This window comes from Dialister sp. (genome assembly GCF_051885895.1).
Taxonomy (GTDB): Bacteria; Bacillota; Negativicutes; order Veillonellales; family Dialisteraceae; genus Dialister.
In genome coordinates this window covers 54,145-71,056 of sequence record NZ_JBJEXP010000113.1, presented here as the reverse complement: position 1 = coordinate 71,056, position 16,912 = coordinate 54,145, and the positions used below count along the sequence as shown (strand labels likewise).

Sequence of the window (16,912 nt, the reverse complement as noted above, 5' to 3'; positions counted from 1 at the left end):
GCATCGGTTTCTACCATGACTCTGTCCAGTGGAAGGATGGATACGGCGTCCCGGAGGGCATCTCCCCGCCTTTCGTCGCAGATCCATCCGGTAATGCCGATGTAGAATCCCATATCCAGCAGCTTCTGCAGGATTTCCTTATTGCCTGTATAGCAGTGAACCACAGAGAGAGGGCAGATATCTTCATGCCCCTGAAAGCAGCGGATAAAATCATCAGCCGCATCACGCATATGGAGAAACATGGGTTTATGCAGCTCTTCCGCCAAAAGAATCAGCTTTTTGAAGAAATGGAGCTGGTTTTCCTTTTTGGCATACATATGATCATAGTCCAGCCCCGTCTCTCCGACTGCCACCATGGCAGGATTAGAAAGAATAATTTCCCTGATTCGATCCACATCCCGATCTTCAGCCCGGTCGGTACTGTGGGGATGAATGCCGGCAGTACCGTAAAGTGCATGGGTCTTTGTGAAATCATTCACCAGTTCATTTTCCTTCCGGTCGGAACCGGTCAATATGCATTTGATTCCCCTTTCTTCCGCACCGGTAATGATGTCTTCCGGATGGGGAAAAGAGGGCGTAAAAAGATTCAATCCTATGTCGTAGTATTGTATATTCATCTTATCTTCTTTCCTGTTTCAAACTGCCCCGGGTGCTTCTTCCGCTTTTCCCCGTTCTTCATAGAGGAAAACATAGAAAAGGTCTCCATAGTTGGCATTATGATTTAAATGGCCCATCATGCTGACCGGCTTTACATTTCCCTTTTTAGTCATCATCAGGGCATGGACGAAGTAAAGCCTCCGCCGGTTGTCCGACCGGTTCATCTGGCGTTCAATTTCTTTCTGGATTCCCTCTTCCTGGCCCTGAGGGAAAAGGCGGAAAACATGGGAGCAGGTATAGTTCATGAAATCATCCAGATTTCCGCATTCCATAATTTTAATCAGCCGGCTGCTGGCAAAGAGAATCTTTTTATTTTCTGCCTCATAAACAAGCATAGCCCCGGGCATTTCATTTCCTATATCGGTAAGATTGAAGCCCAGCTGGGTGCGGGTATTTTCTTCCGTCAATTCTTCCTCGAATTTCCTCCACCCTGCTTTTCCGTTCAGTTTGGCATTATAGAGAGCATAGTCCGCTTTGAGAACCAGACTGCGGTAATCCCTGTCCTGACTGGGATAGCAGGCATAGCCCAGAGATGCCGAGAAGTGGATATCCTGCCCGTTATAGGAAAACACATGGGGCGTCCCGGTGAACTGTTCTATAGCCTTTGTCATCCATGTTTCCTGTCTTCCGGCAGCAAAGATAATGAATTCATCGCCCCCGCTCCGGGTAATAAAAATATGTTTTCCAAAGGTTTCTTTCATGTCTTCGGTAAAATGGCAGAGAGCCCGGTCTCCGGCCTCATGGCCGTACACATCGTTAATAATTTTGAAATTATCAATATCCACTGCCATGACCAGAGCCGGTTCCTCTTCATGTACCTCCAGGTACTTTCCTACCGCCAGATCGCCGCCGTTCCGATTGTACACGCCGGTAAGGGCATCTGTGGTACCCATGAGGCGCAGGCTGGCGTTGCGCCGTACCAGTACAGCCAGAGCTATGGCAGTCAGAATGCCTGCCCAGGTGGTAAGGAAAATAATCCACGGGTTTACCCAGGGGCCCTGAGGCCTGAGGTAGATGGTCCACTGATCTCCGTAAATATTCCGGGACTGTTTGACGGCATCCTTCCGATAGGCGCCATTTTCATAAAGGCCGGAAACCGTACCGTTTTCTTCCGTATGAAAAAGTCCGCAGAGAATGTTCTGGCCTTCCAGACTCTTAATATTGGCGTCGGAGAGGAAGATATCTGTATCAATAATGGCCAGGATATAGCCCCAGAAATGCTGCGTTCCCTGTTCCCCCGTCAAAAATACGGGACGGAGCACCACAATATCATGAAGGCCTTCGCCCACTTCTATGGAAGGCGTAATGCTGACATAGCCGGTCCTTTTCGTATAATCTGCCAGATCTTTCAGAGAACCGGACGACAGGTCTCTGAAATCCCGGATATTGGCGTCCTGATTAAATCCGGAAAACCTTCCATCTGCCTGAATGATCTGAATGCTGCGAAGAGCAGCGTCCATTTTAACAAAGTCTGCCAGCTTTGCCACATCGGGAATTCTTTCGCCCTGTGCTTCCGCCACCCTGCTTTCCATGACTTCCGTAATGTCCACATACCGTTCCAGGGATTGCTGGATCCATGCCAGGCGGGCATCTCCGATTTCGCGTACATTGGTTTCCGTATTTGTACTGATAGACTGGTAAAGGCTGGCATCCAGTATAAGCACCGCTATAAAGATGACAGAAAAAACAGGCATGGATATAAAACGGATTAATTCCGCCAATTTCTTCATGCCTATCATCCCCTGCCTAAAAATAAAACTTTTATTTCCTCATAAAATTTATTATATCTCTTTTATCTGCTGAAAAAAAGAAGAGAATCACCTATTTACAGGGATTCTGTATAAATCATCGCACCGGTGCGCAGTCCTGCCAAAAAGAACAGGGAAAAACATCTTTTTTCTGCCCTATGAGGCAAAAACACAGATTAAATCACGGAATCCAATATCCCATTTCTGCCCACGTAAAAGGGAGCGTCCTTTGTTCGGACGCTCCCTTCTCTTTATCAAAAACACAGTTTCATTTCCCGCCGCCATCACTCGATTTCATGACCTTCATCGGTCATTCTTATCTTGTCTTTTTTAGCATAGAGATAAACATAGTACAGGTCTCCGTAAAAGGGATTTCGCGCTTTTCTGGCAGAGTCTTCTACTTCAATGATCTTTCCTTTTTTAGTTCTCATGCGGAAGGAGAGAAAATCAATCTGCCCAGGATTGTCTTTTCTCCCCAGCTGGCGGTGGAATTCCTTCTTCATCCCTGCCACATCTTCCGCACAGATCACGGAAAAGAAGCTGCCGCCGGTGTACTTCATGAAGTCCTCATAATTATCACATTCAAGAAGCTCTACCACCACTTTATTGGCAAAAAGGATTTCTTCCTTTTCTGTAGCCTTCAGCACCAGCACCCCGCCGGGCAGATGATCTGTCACATCGCTGAGATTAAAGCCGAACTGTAAACGGCGGCTTTCCTTATGGGTATTGCCGTCAAACCGCCGCCATCCGGCTTTCCCGTTCAATTTGGCTCCATAAAGGGCATAGTCTGCGCGGATGCAGAGATTTCCATAGGAATCTCCCTGTTCCGGATAGGCTGCACAGCCTAACGATGTATAAAAACGGACTTCCCTGTTTCCAGCCATGAAACAGTGCGGATTTTTCGTAAATTCTTCCATCTTTCCCGCCAGTTCTTCAAAACTGTCATAGGGATGAAACAGGATAAATTCATCGCCGCCGTTGCGGGTAATGAGCGATTGATCTCCGAAGGTTTCCTGCATGTCATGAACCATCTTTTTCAAAGCTTCATCCCCTACGCTGTGTCCGTATACATCGTTGATGAGTTTGAAGTTATCAATATCCAGGGCAATGACCATGGCTTTCTCTTTCGGATGTTTCGATAGAAAATCCGCCACGGCTCCGTCTCCGCCCTTCCTGTTATATACGCCGGTCAGGGGATCCGTGGTGCCCATGATTTTAAGGGTGCCGTTGGTTTTTTTCAGCACGCCGTTCCTACGAAGCAGGAAGGAAATAATGGTGGTCAGTGAAAGGCCTGCCACCGTAGCAAAGAAAAGGAGCTGCCAGTTGATATTCGTCCCCTGAGGACGAAGGATAATGGACCATACATCTCCTGCAATCACGCTTTCAGCCCGAGGCCCATCCTCTCTGGTCTGTCCCAGCTCCCTCACCAGGTGAGGCTCTTCCTCCCAGGGATAACGGTGCCGCAGGGTGTAGTCCAGCTTCTGCTTTCCCAGGTTGGTAATATTGGCATTCTCCAGTACCTCCGGCTGATCTGCGGCAAACACGATGTAACCCCAGAAATGATCATTTTCTCTGCTGTTTCCACTATATACAGGGCGCAGCAGCACCATAACCCGATAGGAAAAACCTACATCCAGGGAATCCACCAGCACCAGACGTTTTTCCGTCCGAGCCGTTTCTGCCGCCTGTTTCAGACGTCCCTGAAGCAGGGAAGGCATATCGATTCCCCTGCTTTTCTCCGCTGTAAAGACCCGAGGGCTACCTTTTTCCGGCAGGATCTGGATATTGCGGATCATGGGATTCATGGCCAGCACCATAGCCGGTTCCGAAGGCTGTGCCATATATTCTTCAGGATTATCTTCCAGTTTGGATTCCATGAGGCTGGTGACCACATCCCACCATTTCACCATGCTTTCAATGCCTTCCAGACGATGGATGGCATAGGGTGTGAAAACCTCTATATCCATTTGACGATGGTTTTCAATGAGCACATAATCCAGGCAGACCGTCAAAAAAAGGCCGGCTGCCATAACAGGAATGCTCAGGGATTTCAGCATTCCCCTGATTCTGCTCCCATTCATCATCCGGTCCCCTCTATTCTTTACTGCTATCTTATCTTCAGAACCCCCTGTCTAAGGGCCTCTGCTTAAATATGCATATTTTTATTATACACTGCACAAAAAGGAGAAACAAGTTTTATGAGAACGCATAAATCTCTTTTCCTCTGTCAAAACAGACAGAGAAAAATACCGGAAACATGACATTTCCGGTATTTTTTCAGTCAGGGTATGCATTCATATGAATTCAGATATTATTTGCCTGCGTTTTTCAGGGCAATTCTCCAGTCTCTGCCCTGCTGATGTACATCATTTACATCAGCCTTCTGAACAGCATCCTTGTTGGATTCTACTTCTGCCTTCTCCTGAGCGGTCAGATGGATATCCTGGTTCTGGTCAGGCTGACCTTTCGTTTCAGCGTTGTAAAGAGCAATGCGCCAATCTCTTCCCGGATCTCCTGCTGCTGTCTGGTCAGCTGCCTCTACTCCGATGGAAATGCAGGAAAGAGCGATTCCTGCTGCCGCAAGGGCCATGGTTACTTTTTTCATTCCTATCTACTCCTTTCACTCAGCCGTTTAACAGGCTGTTTCAACTATTATATTACTTCTAGTAATTATTGTGAATAGGATCTGCATATCGCTTTCGCATAGATCGTTAAAAAAAGAAAGATAGAAGAACACCGAACAACCCCGGCCAGACGGCCAGTCTGCCTGCCCGAAGCAGGATATGTTAAAAATACATAAAAAATAAATAAATATTGAGTTCCTATGGTTATGAAACTCAGTCGGAACCTTCTCCTTATGAAGAAAAATTCCATCAAAAAAGGAACCTTTCGCAAGGTTCCTGCAGAGTCTGGAGCGGATGAAGGGAGTCGAACCCTCCTGTCCAGCTTGGGAAGCTGGCGTTCTACCGATGAACTACACCCGCAAATCAGGTACTGTTAAATCATATCATATTCGGACACCTTTTGCCAGTGGGTTTTAGCAGGGCTGCTGCGCCGGAAAGACCTGGCAGGTGTCACTGCAAAGCCTGTCGGACTTCGGAATGCAGCAAAAAAGACTGTGAGCCTATGCATCGCAGTCTTTTCATACAGTATCAGTATTTATCTCCGTAGAGTTCTTTATTTCTCTGGATGATGGTCATGATACGGCTGGCGGTTTCTTCAATGGCCTTATTGGACACATCAATCACCATGCAGTGAAGCTGGCGCATCACTTCCTTGGCGTAGGACAGTTCATCCTCTATGCGGGCAATGTCCGTATAGTTGGCCGTACCGGAGAAGCCCAGGGCTTTCATGCGTTCACTTCTGATGGTGTTCAGCTTGTAGGGATCAATAATGAGCCCGATGATACGGTAAGGGGGAATGTGGAAAATTTCTTCCGGCAGCGGTACTTCCGGTACCAGAGGAAGATTGGCCACCTTGTATTTCTTATGAGCCATATACATGGACAGCGGCGTCTTGGATGTACGGGATACGCCGATCAGAACAACGTCGGCCTTGGCAAAGCCGGCAGGATTCTTGCCGTCATCGTATTTAACCGCAAATTCGATGGCTTCCACCTTGCGGAAATACTCTTCATCCAGCTTATGGATGATTCCCGGTTTCATGCGGGGTTTAGTGGAGGAAATGGAGCCTACCATATCCATCATGGGACCCAGGATATCCACGTAGCGTACATTTTTGGCTTCTGCCATTTTTTCAAAGGTCTGGCGAAGTTCCGGACTTACCAGGGTATGACACACCACGGCATGATGCTGGGCGGCTTCTTCCACTACTTTCTGGATCTGTTCCGCATGGCGGATAAAGGGAACACGCACAATATCAATGTCCTCATCAAACTGGCTGATGGTGGCCTTAGCCACGCTTTCCGCCGTATCGCCCAGGGAATCGGAAACAACGTAAACTTCCGGTATTTTATTCAAATGATATGCCTCCTTTTCGGTTATCTCCTGCCCCGTCCCAGTTCAAGGAACAGACGGGTAATATTGGTTTTGGAAATCCGGCCTTTCAGCTGGAATTTCTTTTCGCCGTTCACGTCTTTAAACGTGCCTACGGGAAGGCAGTCGATTTCATAGTCAATCAGCTTCTGCGCAATGGAGACCATATCTTCGTTGGGCTCAGCGTAAATCATTTTGGAACGGGATGTCATGACCATGGAAATAGGCACCTTGGCCAGATCTTCCCTGCCCATGGCGGATTTCAGCAGGTCCTTTCTGGACACCACGCCCAGCACGTCGTCTTCTTTCCCCACAAAGAGGGTGCCGATATCTTCGGTAAAAAGAAGGACAGCTGCATCATAGGCATTGGATTCCGCATTCACGAGAACCGGACGGGACATACAGGACTCGGCGGTGCAGGATCGAATTTCTGCGGCTGCAGGATCCTCTCCTCCGCCCAGGTAGTAGTATCCCAGTCGACGCCTTGCAGCAATCACTTCTCCGGAAAGAAGGACTGCCAGGTCTCCGCGCAGGGCGCTTCTGGTCACGTGAAGCCGTTCTGCTATCATTTCTCCCGTAATCGGTCCGTTTTCCCGGACGATACGGGTAATTTCTTTCTGGCGGCTGGTGAGCTGCATGTTTACTCCTTCCTTGCTCTTCGCTATAGTATGGCAAACCGGGACTGCCAGTGCAGCCCCGGTTGCCGGATCATTCATTGGTCACTCAGAAGAGGCTGCCGGATCATTCGGGATTACCAGGTGTAGTCTTCTACGTCCTTGAGTCCTCTTCCGGTAGCAGCGTCCAGCATGAGTCTCTGTTCAATGCGGGCTACATTTCTCTTGGTGGCTTTAACCATATCCGGGTTGACGGATACATAGTCAATGCCGCTCTTTACCAGGAATTCAGTGAAGTCCGGATATACGGACGGTGCCTGTCCGCAGATGGAAACGGTCTTTCCATCCTTATGGGCGGTGGCAATCAGATGGCGGACAGCTCTCTTGATAGCCAGGTTTCTTTCATCAAAGAGGGCGGAAACGGTATCATTGTTTCTGTCGCAGCCCAGAATCAGCATGGTAAGGTCATTGGAACCGATGGAGTAGCCATCGATGTACTGGTTGAACTGGTCAGCCAGGATGATATTGGACGGAATTTCAGCCATGAGGAAGAGTTTGAAGTCCGGGCCTCTTTCCAGTCCTTCTTCTTTCATAATGGCGGTTACTTTTGCTGCTTCTGCTACGGTTCTGCAGAATGGAATCATGCAGTTCAGGTTCTTCAGGCCGTATTCTTCACGGACTTTCTTTACTGCCTTCAGTTCCAGACGGAAAGCAGCGGTGTACTTGGGATCATAGTAGCGGGAAGCACCTCTCCATCCCAGGAGGTCAGCCGGTTCTACCGGTTCGTACTTGTCTCCGCCCTTCAGGTTTCTGTATTCGCCGGACTTGAAGTCGGAGAAGCGGAGAACAACGGGCCGCGGAGCCATGGCACGGCATACTTTGGAAATGCCTTCTGCCAGCATGTCGATGACTTTTTCCGGTTTGCCCTGTTCAATGAGGTACAGAGGATGTTCATGGATAAAGGTGGTCCAGATAAATTCTTCGCGCATAAGGCCAATGCCGTCGCAGGGAAGGCTTGCATATTTGTCAGCCAGGTCCGGATCGCCCAGGTTCATCATAACGCCGGTGCCGGTGGGAGCGAAGTATTCTGCTGCCACTACCGTGGTGCCTGCTGTGCCGGCTGCCGCCTGCGGAGCTTCTTTCTTGACCAGATCTTCAACAATGCCTTCATAGACAATGCCGTTCTGGGCATCAATGGTAATATCCTGTCCCGATTTCAGAACCTTGGTTGCTTCTACGCTGCGGCTCTTGGTGCCTACCACGCAGGGGATACCCAGTTCACGGGAAACGATGGATGCATGGCAGGTCATACCGCCTGCATCGGTAACAATGGCAACTGCTTTCTTCATAGCCGGTACCCAGTCCGGGGAGGTCATGGTGGTAACCAGGACTTCACCATCCTGGAATTCATCAATGTCCTTCGGATCTGTAATTACATGGCATTTGCCTGCTGCCATTCCCGGGCTGGCGGGAAGGCCTTTTACCAGTACCTTGTGATCAGTTGTCATTTTCACTTCTCCATTACCTGCTTTCTTTTCTTTATTCTTCTTGGACCATACGGTTTCAGGGCGAGCCTGGAGAATCCAGATGCGATCCTGGTGATCTACAGCCCATTCCATATCCATGTAGCAGCCGTAGTGTTTTTCAATCGCTTTGGCATAGCCGGCCAGCTTGACTACCTGGTCATCGGTGAGAGCCTGGGCTTTGGCCAGTTCTTCCGGTACTTTTCTTTCTTCCACATCGCCGCCGGGCTTGCGGACCAGTTCAATGGATTTTTCATTTACAATGCGGGATCTGATGGTGAGATCCGATTTGTTGACGATGAAGTTATCCGGTGTAACCGTACCCTGTACCACATATTCGCCAAGGCCCCAGGAGCCTTCGATCATGACGCAGGAATCATCGCCGTTGGCAATGTTTACGGTAAACATGACGCCGGCCACCTTGGAGTCCGCCATCATCTGGACAGCAGCGGAAAGGGCTACATTTTCATGATCGAAATGTTTCTTTGCGCGATAGTATACAGCACGGTCGGTGAAAGTGGAAGCATAGCATTCCTTCACTTTGCGGATGACCATGTCACGGCCTGTTACATTGAGATAGGTATCCTGCTGGCCTGCAAAGGACGCATCCGGCAGATCTTCTGCCGTAGCGGAAGAACGGACTGCCACATAAGGATTTTCCTCATTGACTTTCTTTGCCAGTTCTTCATAGGCATCACCAATTGCTTTAGCCAGATCTTCCGGCATTTCTGCAGAAACGATGCTTTCACGGATCTTGGTGCAGACTTCATGAAGTTCTACGGAATCTTCCACATCTTTCAGATCCTGGAGAAGTGCGTGAATCTTTTTGTTCTGTCCGGTGGTTTCCATGAAATAGCGGTATGCATGAGCTGTGGTAGCATATCCGTAGGGAACCGGCACACCGGTAGAAGTTGTCAGTTCACCCAGGGAAGAAGACTTCCCGCCTACCAATGCTACATCCTTCCTGTGCAGTTCATCAAACCATAAAACATAAGCATTTTCTCTTGCGTCCATCATAGCCCTCCTTAAGGTATGAAGATAAGAAATAGAAAGCTTGAATTTCTTGTACACTATTTCGCATCAGCAAAATTATAGTATACCTTTATAGCACAAAAGTCAAGGCGTTTTATATCATAATGACAGCCTATTTATAAAAATAAATATATCCTTATGGAACCGTAAAGGTGCACAGGGTTCAGAGAGAAACAGAACGGGCCGCTATGGAGCCATATAAAAAGCGCCCCGAAAGGGCGCTTTTTATGTGATTATTTTCTATCCTACATGAGTCCGCGGATAAGAATGACCAGAATAAGAATGGGGAGAATGAACTGGAAATAAGGTTTCAGCCAGCGGGGCATTTTTATGCCGCTTCCCTTATTCACTTCCCTGATATAATTATCAAATCCCCAGCCGAAGCGGGTAACGCAGAAGAGGAGATACACCAATGCACCGCCGGGAAGAAGAAGACTGCTGACCAGAAAATCCTCGCTGTCCAGCACATCCCTTGCACCGATAAAGTGCATGCCGCTTAAAACATTGTACCCGAGAACGCAGGGAATAGAGAAAAGGAACACCACAATCAGGTTTACCAGCACCGATTTCTTTCTGCTCCAGCCGAAATTATCCATGCTGCAGGCGATGAGATTTTCAAATACCGCTGTCACGGTAGAGAAGCTGGCAAAAGTCATGAACACGAAGAACAGAGTGCCCCAGAGCCGTCCGGCCGTCATATCCGTGAAGATTTTCGGCAGGGTAATAAAGATCAGAGACGGTCCTTCATCCGGCTTCACGTTGTAGGCAAAGCAGGCAGGGAAAATGATGAGACCTGAAAGAAGAGCCACAAAAGTATCCAGTGCGGTGATACGCACAGCTTCTCCGGTCAGGGTAAAGTCATCGGTCATGTAGCTGCCGAAAATTTCCAAAGCGCCGATGCCCAAAGACAGTGTAAAGAAAGCCTGGTTCATGGCTGCAGCTGCCACATTGCCAAGGCCTGCCGCTACTGCCCGGTCCCAGTCGGGCAGTAGATAAAAGGCCAGCCCCGGTTCCCCGCCCTGCAGAAACAGGCTGTGGAGGGCCAGCACTACGATGAGAATCAGAAGACAGGACATCATAACTTTCGTAATCCGTTCCACACCGTTATGCAGTCCCAGTCCGCAGACAAGGAATCCCAGGAATACGGTCAGGGCCATGAAAATGCCCATTTCCCAGGGACTTGCCAGCATGGCGGTAAAGACTCCCGGAATCGCGTCCCGGGAAATTCCGCTGAAGGTGCCGTTCAGGAATTTCCAGAAATAAGCCAGCATCCAGCCGGATACGGTGGTGTAGTACATCATGAGCAGGTAGCATCCGAGGATGCAGAACCAGCCATGAATGTGCCAGAAGCTTCCCGGTTTTTCCAGCTGCCGGTAGGCTCCTACAGCGCTCTTCCTTCCGCCGCGGCCTACGGCCAGTTCCATGGTCATAACCGGAATGCCCATGAGAAGAAGGAAGCAGAGATAAAAGAGTACAAATACAGCGCCCCCGTATTCACCAGTAATATAAGGAAATTTCCACACATTCCCTATACCGATGGCGCAGCCCGCACTGACCAGCAGAAAGCCAAGGCGGGACTTAAAACTGTCACGATTTTCCATATCATCTCTCCTTTATATATGAGTATAACAGGTATTATACATCTATCAGCAGTGCGCTGCCAGTCGTTAACTCCTTTGGCACGCAGCCCGTGAGCACTGCTGTTTATATCACAGTCCCTTTAAAATATTTTTCTACGAATGACACATGAGAAAGCCTGATTGTCTTTCCGGAGAGATATGAAAGAATGCCTGCTTCTTTTCCAAAAGCAAAAGTCGTTTTATAGGAGCAGAGAAGCTGCCGCCGTTCCCTTTTTCCCCGGTTCCACTCCTTGGATCCATATTTATCATCGCCCAGAAGAGGATGCCCTGCGTGGGCCATCTGGCAGCGTATCTGGTGGGTCCGTCCTGTGAGGAGCCGGCATTCTACAAGGGAAAGGCCCTGCCGGAATGCTTTCACTTCATACTCCGTCACCGCCGTTTTGGATCCTTTTACCGGATGGTCCAGCACATAAACTCTGTTCTTCCGTGCATCCTTGAAAAGCTGGCCTTCCAGTCTTCCTTTTTTCCCGGGCATGGCCCCTTCCACCACGCAGAGGTAGGATTTCTCTATTTTCCTTTCCCTGATCATACGGTCAAGCACATTCCTGGCCGCCTCATTTTTTGCTAAAAGGAGTATGCCGCCGGTATTAAAATCAATGCGATGCACAGGAAATGCCGGAGGTTCTCCTCTTGTTTTCAAAAGAGCATTCACTCTGTCCAGCAGGGTATCTTTCGTCCTGCCGGTCACATCCAGGGAAAGAAGACCCTGGGGTTTATTGACAGCTATTATGTTTTCATCTTCATAAAGAATATCCACCGGAAGGGCAGGCTTTTTTTCTTCCAGCACAAAGGAGCGGAGAAGATCTCCTTCCTGCAGGCGGTAGGATGGCTCTTCTTTCTTTCCATTCACTTTAATTTTTTTCGTCCGGAGCGCTTTCATAAAAAAAGACCGGTTCCAGCCTTTTCTTTCCATAAAAAATATGTCCAGTCTCCGGCCTGCCTCTCCGGCTTTGATAATCCATTCCTCCATGGCTGCCTCCTGTCAGTTGCCGCGGGAAAAGGGAAGCCTTTTCCTCTCCCGTTCTTCCCTGCCTCGAAGTGTCAGCTCCCGGATGGTCCGAAAAACGGTTTTCTCATGTTCCCCGGCCACATCAAATGCACCGCACATGGCCTGAGACAGGGAAGCCATAATGGGCCGGTACTGCTCCGGATCCACAATAATTTCAATATCTCCCCCGTCCTGTTCAATCACCTGGATCAGGGGTTCCTGCTTATCATTCATCTATTGATTCTATCTCCTTTATCACCGGGAAAAATATTTTCCCAAGGCATTGTGAAAATGGTATCCCCAGTATTTATTTTCATCTTCTTATTCCTGCATGCGGATAATGCCGATTCTTTCTTATGCTACACGAAACAGCCCGTAAAGGCAATACCAATAAAACCGCTACACCGTTTCTTTCATAAAATAATAGCAATTTTACATATGTTCAATGATATAATCCTATTTTTATTATATCTTTTCTTCCATTATACTAAAGATGAAAAGGAACTGCCCTTTGTGAAGACACAGATTGCCTAACCGGCTTCTGCAAAATGCAGGTTTAAGCCGGTAAGATGCAAAGCATAGTCTTTACACTATCATAAATATTTTTTATTAGATTTAATTTATGTGTTTTCCGTATAATAAAGTCAAATCATGGCATAGCATTTTAGGGCAGTACGGGAGGTTGCTATGAATAATGAAGAGTACATGGAGTATGAAGGATATAAACTCATTGAGGCTGCACTTTTCTCCTATACCTTTTCCGGAACGGGCTATGAACTGACATCCGGGCTTTCAGCGGCAAGAGCTCTTCCGTCCGCCGGATCGGACGCCTTTCTCATGGATTATGTGCTCTTCCGCCTGTACCTGGCAGAAAAAACCATCCGCCATTTTCCAAGCGGATTCGGCTGCATGGACAGGGTGGCCGCCGGTCTGCAGGACGGACTGCATAATCTTCCTCTGGCCCTCAGGACATTTTCCCTTCTTCGAAACCTGGACGGCTCCTTCCTTCTTCTTGGAGGCGGAGAAATCCAGGCAGACAAAGCCTTCGTGGAAAAGAGGTTTGCAGAATTCCGTAGAATAGAAGCCTTTTCTTCCGGTTCTTTGGAAAAAATGATTTCTGCTCTGGCTTCCCTTTCTTGTTTTACGCCGAATGCATCTGTTATAACCTATTTTGTAGAAGAAACAAAGGCCTTCCTTTCCTTCCTTCAGAAAAAACTGTCTCTTCTTACGCCCTGCCGGATTTCCCAGGGTGCCAGAAAAATGACCCCCGCCCTTTCCCTGCCAGGTACAGAAGCGGTACTGGATTCCTCTTTCCTTGCCCTGCTGACAGGCCTTGCTCTCAGCTGCCTGGTCATGCTGCTGTAAGGAAGCATCTCCCCGGGACTACCCAAAAAGGAAAAGCCAGTGTACAATGGGAGCAAGGAAAACATAGGGAAAAGGGAGGCGCTTTTCATGGATATGGAGAATTATCTGGAAAACATGGGCATCACTGTATGCCAGCGCGCCTTCTTTTCGTATATGGCCAAGCCTCAAGGCAGCTATGGCCTCCACATGATTTTCCGTCTGTTTCTTAAAAAGAAGAGGATCATTATGCTGGACAGGGATCGGGCCAACTGGTGCCGTTTTCTGGCGGACTATGCGGTGTTCCGTCTCTATATTGCCCGCTACGTGCTGAAAGACTTTGCCCGGGATTATCCTCCCCTGCTCAACATATACACCGGCTTCGAAAAGGTAGAAAAGGATTTTCCGGAATTTCTGAAAAAGGAAGCGGATCCCGGACGGGGCGTAGGAGACCTGTCTCTTCTTCCCGATAACCTGCCCTACTATTACTCCGAAGAAAAAATCAAGGCCTGCCATGAGCTGTTTGACCGCATGGCAGACAAGGCGGAGAAAAAGATGGACAGCCCCGATGCCATGCTGAAAAGTCTGATTACGGAAGGTCTTTCCTATCTCTGCACCAGAGACAAGGCGCCGTTATATACGCCGGTATTCTGGTTTTTCTCCAAAGAAACCCTGGCGTATGCCCAGTATCTGTCCGAACTCTACAAAGGACTGATTCCGGAAAGCCACTATGAGACGCTTCATGCCCGCCCCTATAAGGAAGTCGAACGGGAAGAAGATACCTTTTATACGGACTACCGTCTGCCTGCCTATATTCTCTTTTTCGTGGCAGGACTGATCTGTCTTGTACTGGCAAAAGCATAAAACGGCAGGGCTGCGGAACAGAAATTTTGCCGGGCATGGCAGATGCCATGCTCTTTATCATTGTATTTCCCCATTTGGACTGCCTGTAAGAAAGAGAGGATTATGTATCAGAAAAAAATGGAAGAGGACATACGGTGTCCTCTGGAATATGGCCTGCAGGTATTCGGCGGCAAATGGAAATCGCGGATACTCTGTGTGCTGAATGAAATGGGAACGCTCCGTTACGGTGAGCTGAAAAGTGAAATGATGAATATTACCGATGCGGTGCTTGCTTCTTCCCTGAAGGAACTGCAGAAAGACGGCATGATTGAAAGGAAATCTTTTGATACCATTCCTCCGCATGTGGAATATTCTCTTTCCGAGCGGGGACGTTCCGTCGTTCCTATCCTGCGTTCTATCTGCCAATGGGCCGGTATTTTTCATAAATCCGGCAGCGGCCATGTCATGAAGCAATGTGAAAAATGTGATTACCGGAATCCCTGAGCGCTGTTCCTGCAGGGTACTATGAAATTTATGAGTTACTTATTCTTTTCATGGTATCTTACAAAGAACAGGCTTTTTTTGTATACTGTCTACAGTTCACGTGAACCGTCCGGAAAGCGCGCTTCCTTATTGCATAAGGAGGAAATATCCATGAATGATGAAGTAAAAAAGATTCTGGAAGAAAATATGTGGGACCTGGCTACCGTTTCCCACAATCGCCCCAATGTGGTACCGGTAGCTTTTAAAGAAGTGATGGAAGATGGAAAACTGGCTGTAGGCGATGTTTTTCTCAGCCAGACGCTGAAAAACCTGGAAGAAAGCGGCGGGGCCATCGCCGTTTCCGCTTATGATGCCAAAAAGCTCCAGGGCTATCAGGTTCAGGGCACTGCCTCTTATATAAAGGAAGGCCCTATGGTAGACAAATATAAGCAGATAGTGGAGTCCATGTTCCACGGTGCCTGCACCGCCAAAGGCGTGCTGATCATCACCCCTGAAAGAATCATCGTCACCACGCCCGGTGCGGACAACAAGAAGGTTCTGTCTGTATAAATCCATAAATCGGCAATAAAAAAGCGCCCCCTGCGGAGCGTTTTTTTATTGGTATCAGAATACATCCTTGAGAACAATGGTCTGTTCACGGCTGGGACCTACGGATACAATTCCGATAGGCACGCCGATAAGTTTGGAAATTCCTTCCAGATATTCTCTGCAGAGAGCCGGAAGATCATTATAATTGCGAATATCGGAAATCTTCTGTTTCCAGCCTTTAAAGGTCTTGTATACCGGAGTGATCTTTTCCAGGAACTTCAGATCTGCCGGATATTCTTCCACTTCTTTTCCATTATATTCATAGCCGGTGCATACCTTGATTTCTTCCATGTCATCCAGAATATCCAGACGGGTAATGGCCAGATAGTCAAAGGAGTTCAGAGCAGCTGCATAGCGGACAGCCCGGGTATCCAGCCAGCCTACGCGGCGGGGACGGCCTGTAACGGTACCGAATTCATGAGCCGTATTCCGGATATAGTCTCCGGTCTCATCTTTCAGTTCTGTGGGGAATGGTCCCTGGCCTACGCGGGTGCTGTATGCTTTCACAACGCCGAAAATATTCTGCATCATATGGGGTCCGATGCCGGCACCGATGCAGGCACCGCCGGCAGTAGGATGAGAAGAAGTAACAAACGGGTAGGTTCCGTTATCGCAGTCCAGCATGGAAGCCTGAGCGCCTTCAAAAAGGACATTCTTTCCTTCTTTCACCAGCGTCTGTACGGTGTAGTTGGTATCTTTAACATAAGGGCGGAGCTTTTCCGCATAGCCCAGATAATCATCCAGCATGGTTTCATAGTCGAAGCCTTCCATGCCGTACAGCTTTTCCAGCAGCATATTTTTCTGGGCCACATTATATTTCAGTTTTTCTGCAAAGGTTTCCTTATCCATGAGATCGCACATGCGGATGCCGATACGGTTGATCTTATCTGCATAGCAGGGTCCGATGCCGTTCTTCGTAGTGCCGATTTTGCGGCTGCCCTTTCTGGCCTCTTCCGCTTCATCAAGACGGATATGATAGGGGAAAACCACCTGTGCACGGGTGGAAATCTGAAGATGACGGGCATCTATGCCCTGGTCTTCCAGCCGTTTCATTTCTTCCAGAAGACTCTTGGGATCTACTACAACGCCGGTACCGATAATGCAGATGGTGCCGGGATACATGATGCCGCTCGGCATAAGGCGGAGAGGATATGCTTTCCCGCCGGTAACGACTGTATGGCCTGCATTGTTCCCGCCCTGGGAACGAACCACCACATCTGCCTTTGCGGCGAGATAATCTACGATCTTGCCTTTACCTTCATCGCCCCACTGGGCACCAATTACCATTGCTGTTGCCATTATTCATTCTTCCTTCCTGAATCGGAATTCCCACCCCGGGTGATGGGAAGATTAAATATGTACGCTTTTTCTCGCACAATTACGCTTATATTATACCATCTGAATGGGAATGGGGCAAAACGGTTGTAAAAGCAATATAA

General features: G+C 48.4%; 15 protein-coding genes and 1 tRNA gene. 4 read left to right on the top strand and 12 right to left on the bottom strand.

Annotation, left to right across the window (positions count from 1 at the left end; translation table 11 throughout):
* The 11 genes from ACI4N7_RS09810 to ACI4N7_RS09760 all read right to left on the bottom strand — a co-directional run.
* Positions 1 to 617: TatD family hydrolase (locus ACI4N7_RS09810; RefSeq protein WP_439733179.1), on the bottom strand; the 617-nt coding region annotated here is incomplete at its 3' end.
* A gap of 18 nt (positions 618 to 635) precedes the next feature.
* Complete coding sequence (locus ACI4N7_RS09805) at positions 636 to 2,387, bottom strand: diguanylate cyclase (protein ID WP_439733178.1); 1,752 nt, start codon at positions 2,385 to 2,387, stop codon at positions 636 to 638.
* Positions 2,388 to 2,689: 302 nt separating this feature from the next.
* Positions 2,690 to 4,486 (bottom strand): GGDEF domain-containing protein, encoded by a 1,797-nt coding sequence (locus tag ACI4N7_RS09800; protein WP_439733177.1) that lies wholly within the window; start codon positions 4,484 to 4,486, stop codon positions 2,690 to 2,692.
* Positions 4,487 to 4,716: 230 nt separating this feature from the next.
* Positions 4,717 to 5,010, bottom strand: a complete 294-nt coding sequence (locus ACI4N7_RS09795) for a hypothetical protein (RefSeq protein ID WP_439733176.1) — start codon at positions 5,008 to 5,010, stop codon at positions 4,717 to 4,719.
* A 305-nt stretch (positions 5,011 to 5,315) separates the two neighbouring features.
* A tRNA-Gly gene (locus ACI4N7_RS09790) sits at positions 5,316 to 5,389 on the bottom strand.
* Positions 5,390 to 5,557: 168 nt separating this feature from the next.
* A complete protein-coding gene (locus ACI4N7_RS09785; RefSeq protein WP_439733175.1) occupies positions 5,558 to 6,385 on the bottom strand; it encodes a pyruvate, water dikinase regulatory protein in 828 nt (275 codons plus the stop codon).
* Positions 6,386 to 6,405: 20 nt separating this feature from the next.
* Positions 6,406 to 7,038: a helix-turn-helix transcriptional regulator gene (locus ACI4N7_RS09780; protein ID WP_439733174.1), complete on the bottom strand. Its 633-nt coding sequence runs from the start codon at positions 7,036 to 7,038 to the stop codon at positions 6,406 to 6,408.
* Between the two features lie 113 nt (positions 7,039 to 7,151).
* Positions 7,152 to 9,554, bottom strand: coding sequence for a phosphoenolpyruvate synthase (gene ppsA / locus ACI4N7_RS09775; protein ID WP_439733173.1), 2,403 nt, complete (start codon positions 9,552 to 9,554; stop codon positions 7,152 to 7,154).
* A 260-nt stretch (positions 9,555 to 9,814) separates the two neighbouring features.
* Positions 9,815 to 11,170 carry a sodium-dependent transporter gene (locus tag ACI4N7_RS09770; protein ID WP_439733172.1) on the bottom strand — a complete coding sequence of 452 codons (1,356 nt, stop codon included), beginning with the start codon at positions 11,168 to 11,170 and terminating at the stop codon, positions 9,815 to 9,817.
* Between the two features lie 103 nt (positions 11,171 to 11,273).
* Positions 11,274 to 12,179 carry an RluA family pseudouridine synthase gene (locus ACI4N7_RS09765; RefSeq protein ID WP_439733171.1) on the bottom strand — a complete coding sequence of 302 codons (906 nt, stop codon included), beginning with the start codon at positions 12,177 to 12,179 and terminating at the stop codon, positions 11,274 to 11,276.
* A 12-nt stretch (positions 12,180 to 12,191) separates the two neighbouring features.
* Complete coding sequence (locus ACI4N7_RS09760) at positions 12,192 to 12,431, bottom strand: hypothetical protein (RefSeq protein WP_439733170.1); 240 nt, start codon at positions 12,429 to 12,431, stop codon at positions 12,192 to 12,194.
* 453 nt (positions 12,432 to 12,884) lie between these two features.
* Here ACI4N7_RS09760 and ACI4N7_RS09755 point away from each other — a divergent pair, with 453 nt between their 5' ends.
* The 4 genes from ACI4N7_RS09755 to ACI4N7_RS09740 all read left to right on the top strand — a co-directional run bounded on the left by ACI4N7_RS09755 (position 12,885) and on the right by ACI4N7_RS09740 (position 15,434).
* Positions 12,885 to 13,562: a hypothetical protein gene (locus ACI4N7_RS09755; RefSeq protein WP_439733169.1), complete on the top strand. Its 678-nt coding sequence runs from the start codon at positions 12,885 to 12,887 to the stop codon at positions 13,560 to 13,562.
* An 87-nt stretch (positions 13,563 to 13,649) separates the two neighbouring features.
* Positions 13,650 to 14,402 (top strand): hypothetical protein, encoded by a 753-nt coding sequence (locus ACI4N7_RS09750; protein ID WP_439733168.1) that lies wholly within the window; start codon positions 13,650 to 13,652, stop codon positions 14,400 to 14,402.
* A gap of 102 nt (positions 14,403 to 14,504) precedes the next feature.
* Positions 14,505 to 14,885 carry a winged helix-turn-helix transcriptional regulator gene (locus ACI4N7_RS09745; RefSeq protein ID WP_439733167.1) on the top strand — a complete coding sequence of 127 codons (381 nt, stop codon included), beginning with the start codon at positions 14,505 to 14,507 and terminating at the stop codon, positions 14,883 to 14,885.
* A 150-nt stretch (positions 14,886 to 15,035) separates the two neighbouring features.
* A complete protein-coding gene (locus ACI4N7_RS09740) occupies positions 15,036 to 15,434 on the top strand; it encodes a pyridoxamine 5'-phosphate oxidase family protein (protein ID WP_439733166.1) in 399 nt (132 codons plus the stop codon).
* Positions 15,435 to 15,488: 54 nt separating this feature from the next.
* Here ACI4N7_RS09740 and ACI4N7_RS09735 read toward each other — a convergent pair whose 3' ends face one another.
* Positions 15,489 to 16,772 carry an adenylosuccinate synthase gene (locus tag ACI4N7_RS09735; RefSeq protein WP_439733165.1) on the bottom strand — a complete coding sequence of 428 codons (1,284 nt, stop codon included), beginning with the start codon at positions 16,770 to 16,772 and terminating at the stop codon, positions 15,489 to 15,491.
* Positions 16,773 to 16,912 lie beyond the last annotated feature (140 nt).